The organism is Vibrio sp. V33_P6A3T137 (assembly GCF_009904835.1).
GTDB classification, from domain to species: Bacteria; Pseudomonadota; Gammaproteobacteria; order Enterobacterales; family Vibrionaceae; genus Vibrio; species Vibrio metschnikovii.
The window spans coordinates 1-17753 of record NZ_WXWK01000016.1 but is presented as its reverse complement, the minus strand read 5'-3'; the positions used below and the strand labels follow the sequence as shown (position 1 = coordinate 17753).

Genomic DNA, 17753 nt, shown 5'->3' with positions numbered 1-17753 from the left:
TACCTCGATCACTCATATAATTATCTAAATCAAGATCATTCCATGAATCAGAAAAAGTATCCCATTCAAATGATGAAATGGTATTTATTAAACTCATTACTTCATTGTTCTTTGCTACAAAATAACCATCTTTCAATACAATATCCGTTATTTGGTTATTTGTAAGAGGCTTAATCTCTAGACTAACTGCATGTTCTAACTTCACTTTCAATACTCATTATGAAAACATTATGCATATAGTATCACTCAAGAAAACGAAAAGTAAAGAAAATGTTTCTAAATGTGAATTTATAGGTTTTATAGGGAAGACTTAAGCGAACAGCGAATCCATTCTCTTGGACATAAAGAACGAATTGTGAACAATTTAACACTGATTGGACCATTAAAACTTTTCTTGGGGCTATAATCGGCAACAGTTTTTATGAACAAGTGTTGATTATGCTGCTTAAACCTTATTTTTCATCTGCTGAACATCAATTTCAATTTACTCGCCGACAAGCGAGCCATTTTGCCAAAAAAGTGGCGGGTGATTTCAATCCGATCCACGACGAAGACAGTAAGCGTTTTTGTGTACCCGGCGATCTGCTGTTTGCAGTGCTCTTGAAAAAGAACGGTATTAGCCAAAAAATGCGCTTTACCTTCTCCGGCATGGTCAGTGATGGCGTTGCGCTGCATGTTGAAAATCAATGCAGCCAAATGAGTGCGTTGGTCGATCAATCGGGTAAAGAATATTTATTAATGCAACGCGAGGGAGAAGTTTCTCACGATACGGTGTTTATTGAGCATGTGATTAAAAGTTATGTCCAATTTTCAGGCATGAACTTTCCACACATTATGGTGCCACTGATGGAGCAGCAACAAGTGATGATCAACTGCCAGCGTCCATTGGTGATTTATGAAAGTATGGAAGTAGAATTTGAGCGCTTGGATCTTAGCCATCCAGAAGTAGAATTTAGTGGCGCAACCTTCGACGTCGATGGTAAACGAGGCGTCGTGACCTTGAATTTTACCTTTAAAGATCAAGGCCAATTAGTCGGCAAAGGCATCAAACGTATGGTTGCCAGTGGATTAAAGCCTTATAACCAAGCCGATATTGATGATTTAGTGCAGCGATTTAACGATCGTAAGGTGCGTTTTCTAGCTGAGTTATCACAAGCTGCCTAATCATTTCCGCTCCGCCACCACCGGAGGAGCTATATCCAAACGACTTGGAGTTGCAGGTAGGGGGCAAGTGAGTGAATCCCGATGAGCATAGGCAAACTATGTGATTGTGATGAACGAACGTAGCCAATACCGCTGCAGATCCAAGCAGGAAGGCTATAAATCATATCCAACGCCTAACTCGCGCTTTGTAATTGCTATAACGCTCACCAAACACCCGCTCTAATACTCGTTCTTCTGGCTGGATCTGAAACCGATTCATGTAAGCGACGAACCCTATCACCACTAATAAACTGACTATATTTTGCTGCCAATATGCCACGCCAAATACCAATAGTAATAACGCTAAATACATAGGATTACGGCTGTAGTTAAAAATTCCAGAATCGACAACAGTAGAAGCTTGATCCGGTTTAGTGGGATTGACCGTGGTATTCGCCCTGCGAAATTGGACAACAGCGGAAATTCCAACCATCCCTGATAGCATGACGCACAATGCAAAGATCAGCTTGGTATACGGAAGAGTAAGATCGGCAAAGCTAAATAGATACGCTAACCGATTAGACATCACCAGTGCCACTAAAAACAATGCCACTGGTGGAATTTTCAGTTCTAAATAACGCATAACTCCCCTCCTGATTAGTTAAAACGGCCATCCGAAGATGGCCGCTAGCGTTATAGGATCTCTAACAAGGCTTGGATAGGATGCCTTGGTTGTATCTCCTCAAAGCGTTTCACTTGGCTACGACAAGAGTAACCAGTCATCAAACAGCGTTCTTTAGGCAGTTTATCCAAACTCGGCTGCCAGCTTAAGGCATAAATATCTTTCGACATCTGTAACTTATCCACTTCATGACCAAAGGTACCTGCCATACCACAGCATCCTACAGGTACGGTGTGCAACTCAGCCCCAAAGTGGCTGAAGATCTGCCCCCACTCTTTTTCAGCATTAGGTAACTTAGTTTTTTCGGTGCAGTGAGCCAATAAATACCAAGGCGCTTGTGGTGCCTGTCCTTGATCAATATTCGCTTGAGTAACATTGGCTTGCGATGGCATCTCAGCCAATCGTGGTAATAACCATTCATGTGCGGTAAGCACTTCAAACTCGCCCCGTTGCTGACCTAAAATCTCCACGTATTCATCTCGATAACAAAGCACCAGAGCCGGATCAACCCCAACCATAGCAATATTAAGATCCGCGACTTGAGACAAAAAGCCTGCCGTACTGGTTGCTGTACTCTTAAAGCGCTGTAAAAAGCCCTTAATATGTTGCGCTTTACCATTGGGCTTAAACGGCAGCAAAATCGGTTTTTTACCCAGCTTAATCACCAGGGCGATAAAATCTTCCACCACTTGCGCATCATAATAACTGGTGAAAGGGTCTTGTACGATAATCACATGTTCAGAGCGCTGTTGCTGAGAAAGCGCCATCAATTGTTGGCGATCAAACGGCACAATATTATGACGACGAGCTCGCGCCGCTAAGGTCGGGATAGATAATCGAGGAGTATCGACATAGCCGACTGTCGCCGCCGTTAAGCGTTCAATCCATGGCTGATCAATAACCGCATTGACCACTTGTGGCGCTTTCGCCATCAGCGGTAACATGGTTTCAATGTTCGCGACTAAGTAATCTTTAACCGGACGCGGATAGCGAGTGTGATAAAGATTTAAGAAACGTGAACGAAAACTCGGCACATCCACTTTAATTGGGCATTGGCTAGCGCAGGCCTTACAGGCTAAACAGCCATTCATCGCTTCATACACTTCATGAGAGAAATCATACTCATGAGAGGGACGAATACGCTGCCGAACGCGATCCAGTAGACTTTTAACACTGGTTGTTTTCTGCAAGGCTTGTTGCTCTAAATCGAGGATATCAATCCCTTGCTCCGTCAGTTGACGCAACCATTCACGCACTAAACCCGCTCGACCTTTTGGCGAGTGACGACGGTCGGCGGTAACCTTCATCGATGGACACATCGGCGAGCTAGTGTCGTAGTTAAAACATAGCCCATTGCCGTTACATTCCATCGCTTGCTTAAAGCTGTCACGAACTTTTACGTCAATCTGCCGATCAAAATAACCACGCTTGGTATCCGATACTTTAACCAGCTCAAAACTGCTATTAAGGGGCGTACAAATCTTACCGGGATTCATCTTATTGTGAGGGTCAAAAGCCGCTTTGACGCGGCGTAATTCGGTAAATAGCTCCGCTCCAAAAAACTCAGGGCCGTACTCAGAGCGATAACCCTTACCATGCTCCCCCCACATTAAACCGCCGTATTTCGCCACCAGCTTAACGACTTGATCGGAAATCTCATGCATCATTAACTCTTGCTTGGGATCGCATAAATCAAGTGCGGGACGCACGTGCAATACGCCAGCATCCACATGACCAAACATACCGTAACTGAGGCCTTTGTCGTCAAGCAGCGCGCGAAATTCACTAATAAAATCCGCCAAGTGCTGCGGTGGCACACAAGTATCTTCGGTAAATGGCACCGGTTTAGCTCGTCCTTTGGCCGCGCCCAATAAACCTACCGCTTTTTTACGCATAGTATAAATACGGTTAATGCTGGCTAAATCATCACACACTTGATAACCAATAATCCCGGCTTGCTGCTGACTGATCATCACATCTAAACGCTGGGTCAATTGCGTGACTAATTGTTTTACCTGCTCTGGGTCTTGGTCTGCATACTCAACCATATTGATGCCGAGCAATTCCTTGCCAGGCACATCGGTTAACAAATCACTGACGCTATGCCAAACAATATCTTGTTTCGCTAAATTGAGTACGTTTGAATCTAGCGTTTCCACCGATAACGCATTGGCTTCAATCATTAGCGGCGCATTACGTAATGCCGAATCAAAACTGTCATATTTGATGTTAACTAAGGTTCGCGCTTTAGGAATTGGGGTGAGATTGAGTTTGGCTTCGGTAATAAAAGCCAATGAACCTTCAGCGCCGCACAGTACGCGGGTGATATTAAATTCGTCAGTATGTTCATCAAGAGCATTTTTTAAATCATAGCCAGTTAAAAAACGATTTAAAGGCGGAAACTTGGCGACTATCTGCTCTCGCTGGCCACGGCAGACGGCTTCGGTAACCTGCATGGCCTTTTCAGCATAGCTATTGGCTTGCGGGTCGCCCCGTGAACCGTCGGTTTCTAAGATTGACCCATCGGAAAATACCGCTTGTAGCGAGAGAACATGATCGGAGGTTTTACCGTATTTGAGTGAACCTTGGCCTGAAGCATCGGTATTAATCATCCCACCCAATGTAGCTCGGTTACTGGTAGAGAGATCGGGCGAGAAAAAATAGCCATAAGCACGCACCGCATCATTCAGTTGATCTTTAATCACACCAGCCTGAACCCTTACCCAACCTTGCTCTGGATTGATTTCAAGGATTTGATTCATATGGCGAGACAAGTCAACCACAATCCCTTTGGTTAATGCTTGACCATTGGTGCCTGTCCCGCCTCCACGCGGAGAAAACGTGACACGTTCGAATTCTGGCCTAATACTTAATTGACCGATAAGCGAAACATCATGGCTAGTTTTAGGATGAACAACCGCTTGTGGAAGTTGCTGATAAACGCTGTTATCAGTAGACACGGCTAAACGACTGGCATACTGTGTTTCGATATCGCCCGTAAACCCAGCTGTTTTTAACTCATGTAAAAAGGTTAAAACAACCGGATCAACATCAGATTGGAGGTGAAGTCTTGGTAACATTTGCTTCCTGCCCGAACGCCGCTGATCCAATCAGCGCTATGTAATGGGTGAGTTTTAATTTATTTTTTTGAGTCCGGTCACTTTACAACATTTAAATCAGTGATCAAATCAGAATCTTAACAACAATAGAGTTAAGCCATTTTTTAGATAACGGAAGAGTTGAAGGTCAGCTAAATCGAGCTATCGTTAAGTAAACACAGATACATTTTCGTCGCCTACTTTCCTAAGCGGTCATTGATTAACCACTTAGCCCTGACACACTCATGGACCTAGATATGAAAAAAAATAAAGTCGTTACCACAGAAGATATTCTATTGAAACTTTGTCAATCGGTTTCAAGCGTACTCTCCTCAGCCACGGGTTCGAACATCACCTACTCGGCAATGGTACAAAAAATCACCAAAACGTCACTCAAACCAGACTTTGGCTGCTTCGTTTTGTTTGATGGCGGATTTTCTGGTTTAGTGGTAATTAACTTCACTTCTAAAGCCGCTTTAGAAGTGTATACCCAATATATGCGCAATATGGGCATGCCAGAAGATGAACTTGCGGTATTACACACCTCCGACGAAGTTGGTGATGTACTCGGTGAACTGATGAACCAACTGGTCGGTGATTTCACCAACAAAGTACGCAAAGAGTTACAAACCAACATCACTCAAAACCAGCCGAAAATGTTGTCACTCAACAAACAAGTTAACTTATCGGTTGATACTAACTTAGATCGACCACAAGCCCGCCGCGTAACCTTCTCGACCGAAAATAATAATATTTTCTATCTAGAATTGGCCATGGATCGCACTGAGTTTATTCAATTGGAAGACTTTGAAATTCAGGAAGATGAAAGTCCAGACTCTATTTTAGCTGATACACAACAAAAGATGGCCGACAAAGCGGCCAATAAAGCGGCAAGCCAAGCAAATAGTGACCTCTCCGCCGATTTACTCGATGAACTAGGTATCTAACCGAGTATCTATCTTTACCCGACTTGAAGTTGTCGCTTACCAACCGAGCCGCAACTTCAAGTTACCATCAAGATAACATCGAATTACCGGTTAATTCGTCCCGCCGGTAGGCGAATATCCAGCATCCCTTTCACTCCTTAGATAAAAACGGTAAAATAGCTGACTTTTCTTAGCGCTGCGGAACCGATTTTATAATTCGATGGATAAACAAAAAGCCTTAAAAAAAATAGCCAAATGCCTAGAGTTAGGTAACTCCGCTAATGTCAATGAAGCGGCCAACGCGATCAAAATGGCCCACCGGCTGATGCTCAAATATGGGTTGGATAAAGACGATATTGAGTTTATTAAAATGGGTAAAACCCAATCAACTCATCTTCTGCCTGCCTCCATCAGTTCCGGCATTTTACGTATTATCCGAGGCATTAATACCAAATTTGGTGTTGAAGCCGTTTTGATCAATCATAAAGGTTTAAAACGCGTCGAATTTATCGGTGAGGCAGACAGAGCGATTTTTGCCGCCTTTGCTTTTGATATTATTTATCGTGAAATGAATGAGCAGACTGGACAGTTTCGCAACAGTTTTGCAGGCAGTGGCACACCAACGACAGAAGTCTCGCGGCGCGTAAATTCGTTTTTATCCGGTTGGGTAGAAGGCGCACTGGAAAAATTGCCAACCATTACGCCTGACGAAAACTCAATGAATAAAATCAACAGTTACATTGATAAAGAGTTCGAAAACATTGATCGGGAAACCTTTAAGCAACAGCTACGTGATGCGATGAAGAACATCACCGCAGATTATGAAGTCGGGCTCAAAAAAGGCCGTAAAGTTTCCGTTAATAGACCGATTGATGGTGCACAAGCGCCAAAACGACTTAAATAACCTTGCGTCTATAACGCTCAATTAAGTGATGCGAATGTAAAATTTAGATCAATGGATTGACTTTATTCGATAAGTTTTGTTTATTTCAGGCTAATTCCAGTGGACTCAAGGCGTTTTCCCTATCGCCCCTACCGCTGGATGACCAACAACTTCCAACCAAAGCTTAAAAAGTTTAAGGCTATAAACTACACATAGCGTAGCCAATAAGCGGAAATGAACACATACTGCCAACACGGAGAGAATACATTGAAAAAAATCACGCTGGCGATGGCACTGGTCATCACATTGTCTGGCTGTGCTGCCACACAAAGGCAAAATGCCACAACAGGCGAATCAGAAACGAATGCCGCCACTCGCGGAGCATTAATTGGCGCGGTAGCTGGTGCAGCCGCGGGTTTAGCCACTGGTGATAATGCGAAACAGCGCCGTCAACGCGCTTTAATTGGTGCGACTGGTGGCGCGGCTGTAGGTGGTGGTGTCGGTTACTATTTTGACCAACAAGAAGCAGCTTTGCGTGAAGAATTGCTTCATTCAGGCGTACAAGTTCAACGTGTCGGCGACAATCAACTTTTATTGCGTATGGAAAACGGCATCGGTTTCCAAACCAACTCTTATCAACTCGACTCAAGCATTCACCGTACACTACGCGGCGTAGCCAAAATTCTTGTCCAATACCCAGACACCAGTTTAGTGATTGATGGGCATACCGACAGTACTGGTGGTGATACCACTAACCAAGTGCTATCGGAACGTCGTGCTGAATCAGTACGTAGCTTCTTATTGTCACAAGGAGTCGCTCCAGGACGAGCTATCGCGCGAGGTAATGGCTCTCGCTTCCCAATTTGTACCAATAGTACTGTGGAAGGACGAGCTTGTAACCGCAGAGTAGACATTCAAATTTTGCCGCTAAAATAAGCCCTCCAGCAAGGCAAGTTTAGTGAACAAGAGTATACTTAAAAGGCCCTTAATTGGGCCTTTTTCTCATTAGCACCGATACGGTGATCACAACCATCAACTCATTAGGACACGCTGAGCATGCACGTTTTATCACCCTGGTTACTGCTTTTTTTCACCTTGGTGTGTTCATGGCCTATTGCCGCGCAAACCGATCAAGTTCGCCAACAAGCTCGCTTAGGTAATCCGGAAGCACAATTTCAATTAGCAGTGAGCTATCAACAAGCGCAGCAATCAGACCAAGCCTATTACTGGTTTTTACAAGCGGCAGAGCGCGGCTATCAACCCGCAATGACACCACTAGCCAATGCTTATTTACAGGGTCTAGGTACGTCTACTGATGTAACCCAAGCTCTACTTTGGTATACCAAATCATCTACCTTAGGTGATGTTGAGGCTGCCTTAGCAATGGGACGTTTATATCAACAAGGAGAATATCTCCCTCAATCATTGCTCATGGCAGAAATTTGGTATCACAGTATTGCGGATCGCCATCCGCTAGGTGAACAACGCTACAGTGAACTATTACAACAACGTTTTAATCAACGTCGAGCCAATCAATTAATTGCCTTACAAAATCTCGAAATACAAGCGCAACAGGACGGTTTAAGGAACGAGGACGAAGATAAGGCGTTACAAGAACGCCAAACTCAAGATCATACGATGTCGTTGATGAGCGATTTTTTGTTCGTTTTAATTGGCCTATTGTTAATTATGGGCATCTTGTCTCTGTATCGTTCAATCAAAAACAAACAACAGCATCAAGCCGAGCAATTAAATATGGAACAAAAAGAGCAGATCCAACAGCAAGCGGCGATTATAAAACAACAAAAACGTCAACTTGATAAGCTCTATCAAGAGTTTAAAAAACAACAACACCAACAGGCACATCACCAACACGACCAGACTTTTTCTTTGGCCTGCGCCCTACTCGGTTTTCACCCTCATCGATTACCCGATGAAAAAATCATCAAACAACGCTATAAACAACTGAGTAAAATCTATCATCCCGATCTGCAAGGTAGCGAAGAAGAGATGAAACGCCTCAACGGCGCGATGAAAATCATCAACCAAAGGTTAACTAAGCGTTAATAATTATAATAAACATATCGCAACCTCTTCTAAATAAATTAGAAAGCAAACGATTAGCATCGCAAAGCCAGTAACAGATACTTAACTTAATTACTGAGCATGTGCGATAATCTGCACAGATTAAACACCAAACAGAATAAGGTGGGGAGAAATAATGTTTACTGTGATCGGAGTGTGCGATTGGTGCAAACTGTCAAACCAATTAACTAAGCATGAATATATTGACGGTAAAGCGCATTATTCTTGTCCAAATTGCCATGATCTGGCAAGAATGGACGTCAGGTTATTCAATCTTGATGAACTCGCCTCCCGTGAACGACAAATGCACCAAGCATCCTAACCTCGATAGAAGCGCCGCCAAGGCGCTTTATTGTTAAATAAATTCCCTTTTCATCTCTCATCTCAACAAACTGTAAATTTGATCACAAATTCACATCTTTCATCTACTCTCTCGTTCAAAAAACAACCGCTTATTTATCAATCATCTAGGATAAAAATGACGACTAAATGTCAGAAATGAACTAAAAACGAACACACTTACCACTTGATCATCATCCACGCCTCGACTACTGTATATAAATACAGCATGTATATGAGGACAGTATTATGCTTAACACTACCTTCCATTATTCAGACACGATTTACGAGACTTGCACAGTCAATCACCACAGCGTACCACTGCTCAATTATCCTATGTTGTCTCGATTAGCTCAGCTATCCGAGCAACACCAATGGATTCTCTATACTGCACAATGCCCGCGTCCTCACTATCAACAATTAAGCATGCACCGGATCCAGTGCCATAAAATTATTCATATGAAAGCTTCACGTTCAGGTTCTGAAATAGACATTGTGCTCAAAGCGATTCAATCAGGCAATGCCAGTGCTATTGTTGCTTCGGCAGGTATCGATAAAGCAAATCAACGCCGTTTACAACACATGGCGAAACAGCACCAATGTGAAGTTTTTTTCCTGAACAAAACCTCACCGGTCTTTCATTAACAACGGTACCCCGAGCAGAGACTGAATCCATCAATAAGCTACCGAGGCAAACGTTTGCTTTTTATATGGCGACAGAAAATAGTTCTGGTATGATGCGTGCCATAAACAAGACCCAATGGTCGGTTTACAAACCAGAGGGTTTTTCTTGTCAACGCTGTTTAATCCAGATAGGAATGTTTCATGAGTCTTGCTGATCAAGTTCTTGCCGTCAATGACGACCTCCCCATTCGTACCCACTTGCCTGTACATAGCGGTAAAGTCCGCTCGGTTTACTGGCTTACCGAACAAGACAGTCAGCGATTGATCCAAGAAAAAGGTTATCCGATTGCCAAAGATGCACCACTGGCAATTATGGTGATCAGCGATCGTATCTCTGCTTTTGATTGTATTTGGCATGCAGAAGGTGGATTAAAAGGCGTTCCCGGTAAAGGCGCGGCGCTCAATGCTATTTCTAACCATTGGTTTAGCCTTTTCAAACAACAAGGGTTAGCCGATAGTCACATCGTCGACATTCCTCACCCTTTAGTGTGGATAGTCCAAAAAGCCAAACCGATTAAAATCGAAGCGATCTGCCGCCAATACATCACTGGATCGATGTGGCGTGCTTACGCTAAAGGTGAACGCGAATTTTGTGGTATTGCTCTGCCTGATGGATTGGAAAAAGATAGCCTACTCCCTGAGCTACTGATCACGCCATCAACCAAAGGTATTTTAACTGGGATCCCTGGTATTCCTGAAGCCGATGATGTGAATATCACTCGACACGATATCGAACAGAATTTCGCTGCATTTAACTTTACTCATCCTGCTGATATTGATCATTACGAAACGCTGCTTAAACAGGGTTTTAGCGTGATTAGTGAAGCATTAAAAGCCATCGGGCAACAGTTTGTTGATACCAAATTTGAGTTTGGTTATGTTACCGATGCCAATGGACAAGAAAAACTGATTTATATGGATGAAGTTGGTACGCCCGACTCTTCGCGCATTTGGGACACCGAATATTATCAAAAAGGCCAAATCGTCGAAAATTCAAAAGAAGGCTTCCGCCAATTCTTGCTTAGTTACTTCCCCGACCCAGATATTTTACTCAATAAAGAACGGATGACAGAGCGCGAAGCATTGGCACAAAATAATGCGCTTCCGGTAGAAGCACTGATGGACATTTCGCGCACCTATTTAGGCATTGCAGAAAAAATTGTCGGACACCCTATCAAACTGAGTAGCCATCCTAAACAAGAGATCATCGCTATATTGCGTGATCAATACGATTTGATTGTCTAACGCTGTTTTTTACCCGCACTCATCATCTGATCGATGGGTGCGGATGATAATGAAAGCGCTAACTCACGGGCAAAGCGGGGTTAACGATCACCAAAAACTCATCCCCCTGAGCGGGCTGTAATTTAACCTCGGCGCTTTGCTCGATCAACAGAACCTGCGCTGGCTCTAATCCATAAGGCATGATCAGTGTTAGCTCTTCTATCCCTTCGGCTTTAGCCAGTTTGAGCAATGCGATGAGATTGGCTTCGTCACTTCGACGGCTAGATAACGTGCTTAAGGCCAAATCCCATAGTCGCTCTTCATGGGTTTTACTCTGTTTAACGGTATCTTGCCAGACGGTACCGAAAATCGGAGCAAAGGAGGCTAATACATCAGAAAAATTCCATCGTTTGGTACACGATGCTCCTAAAAAGCTCGCATAATCAAACACGACAGAAACTCGTTGTGATTGTTGCATGTTTACCTCAATGTAAAAATCTATCCTAGCGGGCTTACTATTATGCAGGAACACTTATATAGCAATACGATATGTAAAAACAATCTTTTATGGGAAGTATTCTCTTCTAACTGGAATATACAAAATCAAACTTGTAACACTATATACCGACTATGTTTCTGATTGGTACTCTTCTCGTCAACAGAAGGTTATCAATCAAAAAGTACCCGAGAGTGACCGATTTAACCTTTAATTAAGTCTATAATGAAAATAATCACTTAAACGGAAAGGCTTATCTATTTACAACTTAGCGGATAAGCCGCTATCATTTTTAACCATCTGTTCCCACCTACCCTACATAGGCACCAAATGAATAACGATAAACGTCCGCTTTATATTCCTTATGCTGGCCCAGCGCTACTTAGCACCCCTTTACTGAATAAAGGCAGTGCCTTTAGCGCCGAAGAACGTGCATCTTTTAACTTGGAAGGCTTACTTCCAGAATCAACAGAAACGATTCAAGAACAAGTGGTCCGTGCTTACCAACAATATTGCAGCTTTGAAAGTGATATGGATAAGCATATTTACCTACGCAATATTCAAGACACCAACGAGACTCTCTTCTATCGTTTAGTACAAAACCATATCTCTGAGATGATGCCGATCATTTACACCCCAACGGTTGGCGCTGCGTGTGAGAATTTCTCTAATATTTACCGTCGTGGTCGTGGGCTATTTATCTCCTACGCTAACCGAGATCGTATCGATGATCTGCTTAATAACGCGGCAAACCATAACGTGAAAGTGATCGTGGTGACTGATGGTGAGCGTATTCTCGGCCTTGGCGACCAAGGGATTGGGGGTATGGGCATTCCAATCGGTAAATTATCACTTTACACGGCTTGTGGCGGAATCAGTCCGGCCTATACCTTACCCATCGTATTGGATGTCGGTACCAATAACCCACAACGCCTAGCAGACCCGATGTACATGGGCTGGCGTCATCCTAGGATCACCGGAGCCGAATACGATAACTTTGTCGAAGATTTTATCCAAGCGGTACAACATCGTTGGCCAGATGCCTTGATTCAATTTGAAGATTTTGCGCAAAAAAATGCCATGCCACTGCTGGAACGCTACAAAAATCGCATTTGCTGCTTTAATGATGACATTCAAGGCACGGCGGCGGTCACGGTTGGCTCACTACTGGCGGCTTGTAAAGCGGCAGGTAGCCAATTATCACAACAGCGGATTACCTTCTTAGGTGCAGGCTCCGCTGGCTGTGGCATTGCTGAAGCGATTATTGCCCAGATGGTCTCAGAAGGGATCTCCGATGCTCAAGCTCGTTCACAAGTCTATATGGTCGATCGTTGGGGTCTATTAGAAGAAGGGATGCCGAATCTGCTTGATTTCCAACAGCGTCTGGTGCAGAAAAAAGACAATACACAAGATTGGACTTCTGAAGGTAATGGTTACTCATTGGTCGATGTAGTGCGTCATGCCAAACCAACCGTGTTGGTGGGTGTTTCAGGCGCTCCAGGCCTATTCAGTGAGGAAGTGATCAAAGAGATGCATGCACATTGCCCTCGACCGATTATTTTTCCTCTCTCTAACCCGACGAGTCGAGTTGAAGCGACGCCTGCCGACATTATTCACTGGACCAATGGTGAAGCGTTAGTCGCCACTGGTAGTCCGTTTGCTCCCGTCATCCATGATGGTAAGACGTACGCCATTGCCCAGTGTAATAACAGCTACATCTTCCCCGGGATTGGCTTAGGCGTACTCGCCGTAGGAGCAAAGCGAGTGACCGATGAAATGTTAATGGAATCGAGCCGAGCTTTATCACTCTGCTCACCACTAGCGATTAATGGTCACGGTCCACTTCTGCCACCGCTAGAATCGATTCATTCTGTCTCGAAGAAAATTGCCTTTGCTGTCGCTAAAAAAGCCATAGAACAAGGCGTTGCGTTAGAAATTACCGATGAAGCTTTGGACGTTGCCATTGAACAGCATTTCTGGCAACCTGCTTATCGTCGTTACAAGCGTACTGCTTTTTAATTCGTCCCGTTGAACAAAGCGTTAATAGGAGCTGTTAATTTTTGCACTGTTTTGTCGTGCAACGTTAGCAGCTCCGAGGCTTTAATCACTAGAGCACCGATATGATGAGTTTTTTTGCCCCAGCCGGTCAGTATCTGGCCCCCTATCTTGCTGAGATCTCGATGGCATTGATTGCCTGTTGGTTGGTGATGTTAGGCGGAGAGGTGAATGCGTTACTGCGTCGCCTGATGCATAACCAGCATTTTATTGTCCGCACTTTAGTCTTTATTATCGTCAATGCGTTTGGTTATGGCTTACTGATTGTCAAAGCCAGCCCTTACTTAACTCGCACACTGGCCAACTTAGAGCGAGGCATGATGTTTAGTATCATCATGATCAGTTTTATTGTGATAGGTTTATGGGCACAAAAAAACCGACAAATTTAATGATTGGCCGACTGAAAACGCTTTTACGTTGGTTTCTCCGCGGCGTAGCCTTACTGATGCTGCTTTTCCTGATAGCCGTAGCCGTCATTTTTTCTATCGACCGCTGGGTAAGCTGGCAAACTCAACCGCATATTATTAGCGATATCAATAAATTACCCAAATTTGATGTCGCGGTGGTGCTAGGAACCAGTAAGTACCTTGGGCGCACCTTAAACGATTATTATCTACACCGTATTGAAGCGGCGATTGAGCTTTATCAACTCAATAAAACCGATTATTTTCTTCTGAGCGGCGATAATGCTCATCGTTCTTATAACGAACCTTGGACGATGAAACGCGATTTACTCAAAGCGGGCGTGCCCGATGGGCAGATCTATCTCGACTATGCTGGCTTTCGTACTTTAGATTCGATTGTCAGGGCGAAACGCATTTTTGATACCGATGATTTCTTGATCGTCACTCAACGTTTTCATTGCGAGCGTGCGCTCTTTATCGCTCAACATCACGAGATTAACGCCACTTGTCTAGCCGTTCCCGGTCCTAAAAATCATCTAGGATACAAAGTACGTTTACGTGAAGTCTTCGCAAGAAGCAAAGCGGTTTTAGATCTTTACTTCCTCGATACGCAACCAAGGTTCTTAGGTCCCAAAGAACCTATCCTGTCTGAATCTCGTGATAATGGTACACTAAGCGAGAACACTGTCGATGAGTCTGATTGGACTCAAAAGTAATCACATAATTCTAAACCCAAACGACCGAAAACACGCCGATAATAACCTATGCTCTGGCTTACGGATCTCAATAATCCGTTGATTAACTAGGTCATAAGCAACGTAAGTTTCGGTCAGTAAGGGATAACACTACAAAAAAGAGCGATGTCATGTCTTTAACTATTCGCGGCGTATTACAAAAAATGCGCGCTCAACATCATCAAACGGTTCATTACCAACTTCCCGTTGGCGAGCACCTGATCGACCTTAATCCATTGATCGGCAAAACGCTGACACTTCATCATACGGGTAATATTTTTTGCCATTCATGCGGCAAAAAGACCAAAAAAAGTTACTCTCAAGGTCATTGCTTTGTATGCATGAAGAAACTTGCTAGTTGCGATATGTGCATCATGAAACCAGAGACCTGCCATTTTGAACAAGGCACCTGCCGTGAACCTGAATGGGCACAAAGTCACTGTATGGTCGATCATTACGTTTATCTCTCCAACACCTCGAGCTTAAAAGTCGGTATCACTCGCCATAATCAAATTCCGACGCGCTGGATAGATCAAGGAGCCACTCAAGGATTACCGCTGTACAAAGTCAAAACTCGACATATTTCAGGCTTACTCGAAGTCGAACTGGCTAAACATATCGCTGATAAAACCAATTGGCGAACGCTACTGAAAGGAGATGGTGAACCTCTGCCCTTAGCCGAACACGCTGCAAAGTTAACACCATTATTAGCAGAAAAAATTACCGAATTAAAACAACAATTTGGAGATGATGCGGTAATTGAGTTGAATGAGAGCGGTACCGAGATCAGTTATCCGGTTGAACAACATCCGATTAAAATCACTTCCCATAATTTTGATAAACAGCCATTAGTTAGTGGTGTGTTACAAGGTATTAAAGGTCAATATCTGATTTTTGATAGCGGTGTGATCAATATTCGCAAATACACCGCTTACGAAGTAGAAGTGAGTTACAACGAATAATATCGGAAATAATCCAGAGAGCCATCGAGCAAACAAGTTTGCCCGATGGCGACTAGCGGCGTTACTCGACGAGCGATACTGGCTCAACCAATGGTGCCAATACGTTAAAAAGCTGATCGATTTCTTCAACGGTGTTGTAGTGCATTAAACCAATTCGCACCACTCCACCTTTCGCTTCTAACCCTAGTTGACGAATCAAACCTAGCGCATAAAAATGCCCATTCCAGACACAAATATTTTGTTCCCCTAACGTCTTAGCTATCCATTCTGGTGAATGATCAGCGATACGAATCGCGAACGTCGGTGTACGCTTATCGCTGTCCGCTTCCCATCGACCATACAGTTGAGCTTGCGGTAATTGTTGTAATTTACGCAGAAAATAACCACTCAGCTGCTGCTCATGTTGATTAAATTGCGCAAAACTCTGCGCCAAACGTTGACGTAAAGGCGCACCGCTTTCTCCCCATTGAGCCAAATAATCAATCGCAGCCACTAAGCCTGCTAAGCTTTCAAAACTCTGGGTTCCCGTTTCAAATCGGCCGGGACCAATATTGGTTGCGGGCTCCACTTTATAAGGTTGCAAACTGTGTAGCCATTGAGAGTGGATATAGGCAATACCGATGTGGGGCCCGAAAAATTTATACGCCGAACAGACTAAGAAATCACACTCCAAATCTTGGACATCAATCAAATGATGCGGCGCATAATGCACAGCATCAATGAACACTTGAGCCCCTACCGCGTGAGCTGCCTCGATAACCCTTTTGACATCGACGATTGAACCCGTCGTATTAGACGCATAAGTCAACGCGACCAAAGTTGTTTGAGCATTAATTAGGCTTAAAAGATGATCAATATCCAGCGTACCGTTTTCAGGATTGATCCTTGCTTGATGAACAAGCGCCCCTTTATCTTGTGCGGCCTGTTCCCAGCTCGATACATTAGAATAATGATCCAAGGCCGTAACAACCACTTCATCACCCGTTTGCCACTCTCGACTGATGCTGCGACTGAGTTGAAACGTCAAGGAGGTCATATTCGCACCGAAGACAATGTTACCCGACGATTCAGCATTGAGTAGCGCTTGAGCCGATTCTCTTGCTTGTAACATGAGATCCGTTGTCCGCTGGCTCGAAAAAAAGTGACCACCAAGATTAGAATTAAAGTGACCCAGATAATCCGTCATCGCTTGTAGCACTGAGCGAGGCACCTGAGAACCACCGGGTCCATCAAAGAAATACACTGGCCGATCATGGTGAGTCTGGGCTAAAGCAGAAAACTGCACCCGTGCTTGCTCAGGAGTGAAACTCATGGCGACCATCCTTAGCGGTTAGAACAAAAACATCCATGTGCCCTTCTTGAGTGTGATCCACCGAGCGAATGGGACTCGCGTTGTGCCATAACTTACTGTCTGCGAGTATCGCCACCTCTCCATTATCAAGCACTTTACGGAAAAATGGCGCTTCATGGCAGTCGTTGTAAAGCATAATGTCACCACCAACGATGTTATAGCGGTCAATACTGACTAAGGCGATATGATCAAACCCATCTTGATGAACGCCTTCTGGAGCGACTTGAGTTTCATCATAAATCGCCGTCACTCGAATTTGATGAATCTCTATCTCTTGCCCATTCGGTAACTCATTAGCCTGCATAAATAACTCGCATACCTCACGCATTCCCTCACTATTAAGTGTCTCGGCAAGAATCGGCTCAAACTGACGAACAATATCCCCTTGAAAATGGTTAATGTCCTCGCTTTGCACAAACTCATTTTTTCCAAGAGAAACCACTTGACCATCTCGATACTGAATCACCGAATAACGACGCAAGCGGTATTTACCATCAGCATGTTCGGTATGGGGCAGCGTGGCAAACGATGGCGCTAATTGGCGTGTTACCTCTGGACTTAAATGAGTAATTTGTAGGGTTGTTTCATGTGCAGATAACATTATTGACTCCTTAATGAAAACACATGCCAGACACTTTTGATTAACATTATATTTACATAAAGGATACGCAGAAATACGCTTTATTC

18 protein-coding genes are annotated in these 17753 nt (G+C 43.9%); 12 read left to right on the top strand and 6 right to left on the bottom strand.

Annotation, left to right across the window (positions count from 1 at the left end; translation table 11 throughout):
- Nucleotides 1-205 (bottom strand): hypothetical protein (locus tag CAG60_RS01350; protein ID WP_202598476.1); only part of this gene is annotated, 205 nt, incomplete at its 3' end.
- A gap of 233 nt (nucleotides 206-438) precedes the next feature.
- Here CAG60_RS01350 and CAG60_RS01345 point away from each other — a divergent pair.
- Nucleotides 439-1164, top strand: a complete 726-nt coding sequence (locus CAG60_RS01345; protein ID WP_161438102.1) for a DUF3581 domain-containing protein — start codon at nucleotides 439-441, stop codon at nucleotides 1162-1164.
- Nucleotides 1165-1324: 160 nt separating this feature from the next.
- Here the strand turns inward: CAG60_RS01345 and CAG60_RS01340 are convergent, their stop codons facing one another.
- Nucleotides 1325-1786: a methyltransferase family protein gene (locus CAG60_RS01340; RefSeq protein WP_161438101.1), complete on the bottom strand. Its 462-nt coding sequence runs from the start codon at nucleotides 1784-1786 to the stop codon at nucleotides 1325-1327.
- Nucleotides 1787-1836: 50 nt separating this feature from the next.
- The gene (gene ydiJ / locus CAG60_RS01335; protein ID WP_161438100.1) at nucleotides 1837-4905 is read right to left on the bottom strand and encodes a D-2-hydroxyglutarate dehydrogenase YdiJ; all 3069 of its coding nucleotides are present in this window, start codon (nucleotides 4903-4905) and stop codon (nucleotides 1837-1839) included.
- 275 nt (nucleotides 4906-5180) lie between these two features.
- Here ydiJ and CAG60_RS01330 point away from each other — a divergent pair, with 275 nt between their 5' ends.
- From CAG60_RS01330 to CAG60_RS01300, 7 genes are all read left to right on the top strand, one after another.
- Complete coding sequence (locus CAG60_RS01330) at nucleotides 5181-5870, top strand: DUF3334 family protein (RefSeq protein ID WP_161438099.1); 690 nt, start codon at nucleotides 5181-5183, stop codon at nucleotides 5868-5870.
- 199 nt (nucleotides 5871-6069) lie between these two features.
- Nucleotides 6070-6753 carry a DUF2786 domain-containing protein gene (locus CAG60_RS01325; RefSeq protein ID WP_161438098.1) on the top strand — a complete coding sequence of 228 codons (684 nt, stop codon included), beginning with the start codon at nucleotides 6070-6072 and terminating at the stop codon, nucleotides 6751-6753.
- A 246-nt stretch (nucleotides 6754-6999) separates the two neighbouring features.
- Nucleotides 7000-7668, top strand: a complete 669-nt coding sequence (locus CAG60_RS01320) for an OmpA family protein (RefSeq protein WP_004395444.1) — start codon at nucleotides 7000-7002, stop codon at nucleotides 7666-7668.
- A 120-nt stretch (nucleotides 7669-7788) separates the two neighbouring features.
- Complete coding sequence (locus CAG60_RS01315; protein ID WP_161438097.1) at nucleotides 7789-8799, top strand: J domain-containing protein; 1011 nt, start codon at nucleotides 7789-7791, stop codon at nucleotides 8797-8799.
- Nucleotides 8800-8953: 154 nt separating this feature from the next.
- Nucleotides 8954-9139, top strand: a complete 186-nt coding sequence (locus tag CAG60_RS01310; protein WP_083797756.1) for a hypothetical protein — start codon at nucleotides 8954-8956, stop codon at nucleotides 9137-9139.
- A 266-nt stretch (nucleotides 9140-9405) separates the two neighbouring features.
- Nucleotides 9406-9801 carry a SulA-like leucine-rich domain-containing protein gene (locus CAG60_RS01305; RefSeq protein ID WP_154168416.1) on the top strand — a complete coding sequence of 132 codons (396 nt, stop codon included), beginning with the start codon at nucleotides 9406-9408 and terminating at the stop codon, nucleotides 9799-9801.
- A 180-nt stretch (nucleotides 9802-9981) separates the two neighbouring features.
- Complete coding sequence (locus tag CAG60_RS01300) at nucleotides 9982-11085, top strand: phosphoribosylaminoimidazolesuccinocarboxamide synthase (protein ID WP_161438096.1); 1104 nt, start codon at nucleotides 9982-9984, stop codon at nucleotides 11083-11085.
- A 58-nt stretch (nucleotides 11086-11143) separates the two neighbouring features.
- Here CAG60_RS01300 and CAG60_RS01295 read toward each other — a convergent pair whose 3' ends face one another.
- Nucleotides 11144-11542, bottom strand: coding sequence for a transporter (locus CAG60_RS01295; RefSeq protein ID WP_154168420.1), 399 nt, complete (start codon nucleotides 11540-11542; stop codon nucleotides 11144-11146).
- Nucleotides 11543-11890: 348 nt separating this feature from the next.
- Here CAG60_RS01295 and CAG60_RS01290 point away from each other — a divergent pair, with 348 nt between their 5' ends.
- The 4 genes from CAG60_RS01290 (at nucleotide 11891) to CAG60_RS01275 (ending at nucleotide 15715) form a co-directional block, all read left to right on the top strand.
- On the top strand, nucleotides 11891-13579 hold the full coding sequence (locus CAG60_RS01290) for an NAD-dependent malic enzyme (protein ID WP_004395448.1): 1689 nt from the start codon (nucleotides 11891-11893) through the stop codon (nucleotides 13577-13579).
- Between the two features lie 101 nt (nucleotides 13580-13680).
- Complete coding sequence (locus CAG60_RS01285) at nucleotides 13681-14004, top strand: DUF3392 domain-containing protein (RefSeq protein ID WP_161425622.1); 324 nt, start codon at nucleotides 13681-13683, stop codon at nucleotides 14002-14004.
- Nucleotides 13977-14735, top strand: coding sequence for a SanA/YdcF family protein (locus CAG60_RS01280; RefSeq protein ID WP_161425621.1), 759 nt, complete (start codon nucleotides 13977-13979; stop codon nucleotides 14733-14735). The genes CAG60_RS01285 and CAG60_RS01280 overlap by 28 nt, the downstream gene beginning before the upstream one ends.
- A 149-nt stretch (nucleotides 14736-14884) precedes the next feature.
- The gene (locus CAG60_RS01275) at nucleotides 14885-15715 is read left to right on the top strand and encodes a DUF2797 domain-containing protein (protein ID WP_158138328.1); all 831 of its coding nucleotides are present in this window, start codon (nucleotides 14885-14887) and stop codon (nucleotides 15713-15715) included.
- A 61-nt stretch (nucleotides 15716-15776) separates the two neighbouring features.
- Here the strand turns inward: CAG60_RS01275 and CAG60_RS01270 are convergent, their stop codons facing one another.
- Both CAG60_RS01270 and CAG60_RS01265 read right to left on the bottom strand, forming a co-directional pair.
- Entirely contained in the window at nucleotides 15777-17027 is a 1251-nt protein-coding gene (locus CAG60_RS01270) for a cysteine desulfurase-like protein (protein ID WP_161438095.1), read from the bottom strand.
- A complete protein-coding gene (locus tag CAG60_RS01265) occupies nucleotides 17011-17667 on the bottom strand; it encodes a 2OG-Fe dioxygenase family protein (RefSeq protein ID WP_161438094.1) in 657 nt (218 codons plus the stop codon). The genes CAG60_RS01270 and CAG60_RS01265 overlap by 17 nt, the downstream gene beginning before the upstream one ends.
- Between the last annotated feature and the right edge of the window lie 86 nt (nucleotides 17668-17753).

Excerpts from the sequence above, each read along its gene's own strand:
- CAG60_RS01310 (WP_083797756.1), top strand. The coding sequence starts at position 8,954 with ATGTTTACTGTGATCGGAGTGTGCGATTGGTGCAAACTGTCAAACCAA.
- CAG60_RS01285 (WP_161425622.1), top strand. The coding sequence starts at position 13,681 with ATGATGAGTTTTTTTGCCCCAGCCGGTCAGTATCTGGCCCCCTATCTT.
- CAG60_RS01305 (WP_154168416.1), top strand. The coding sequence starts at position 9,406 with ATGCTTAACACTACCTTCCATTATTCAGACACGATTTACGAGACTTGC.
- CAG60_RS01275 (WP_158138328.1), top strand. The coding sequence starts at position 14,885 with ATGTCTTTAACTATTCGCGGCGTATTACAAAAAATGCGCGCTCAACAT.
- CAG60_RS01270 (WP_161438095.1), bottom strand. The coding sequence starts at position 17,027 with ATGAGTTTCACTCCTGAGCAAGCACGGGTGCAGTTTTCTGCTTTAGCC.
- ydiJ (WP_161438100.1), bottom strand. The coding sequence starts at position 4,905 with ATGTTACCAAGACTTCACCTCCAATCTGATGTTGATCCGGTTGTTTTA.
- CAG60_RS01345 (WP_161438102.1), top strand. The coding sequence starts at position 439 with ATGCTGCTTAAACCTTATTTTTCATCTGCTGAACATCAATTTCAATTT.
- CAG60_RS01280 (WP_161425621.1), top strand. The coding sequence starts at position 13,977 with ATGGGCACAAAAAAACCGACAAATTTAATGATTGGCCGACTGAAAACG.
- CAG60_RS01295 (WP_154168420.1), bottom strand. The coding sequence starts at position 11,542 with ATGCAACAATCACAACGAGTTTCTGTCGTGTTTGATTATGCGAGCTTT.
- CAG60_RS01290 (WP_004395448.1), top strand. The coding sequence starts at position 11,891 with ATGAATAACGATAAACGTCCGCTTTATATTCCTTATGCTGGCCCAGCG.
- CAG60_RS01315 (WP_161438097.1), top strand. The coding sequence starts at position 7,789 with ATGCACGTTTTATCACCCTGGTTACTGCTTTTTTTCACCTTGGTGTGT.
- CAG60_RS01265 (WP_161438094.1), bottom strand. The coding sequence starts at position 17,667 with ATGTTATCTGCACATGAAACAACCCTACAAATTACTCATTTAAGTCCA.
- CAG60_RS01325 (WP_161438098.1), top strand. The coding sequence starts at position 6,070 with ATGGATAAACAAAAAGCCTTAAAAAAAATAGCCAAATGCCTAGAGTTA.
- CAG60_RS01300 (WP_161438096.1), top strand. The coding sequence starts at position 9,982 with ATGAGTCTTGCTGATCAAGTTCTTGCCGTCAATGACGACCTCCCCATT.
- CAG60_RS01330 (WP_161438099.1), top strand. The coding sequence starts at position 5,181 with ATGAAAAAAAATAAAGTCGTTACCACAGAAGATATTCTATTGAAACTT.
- CAG60_RS01340 (WP_161438101.1), bottom strand. The coding sequence starts at position 1,786 with ATGCGTTATTTAGAACTGAAAATTCCACCAGTGGCATTGTTTTTAGTG.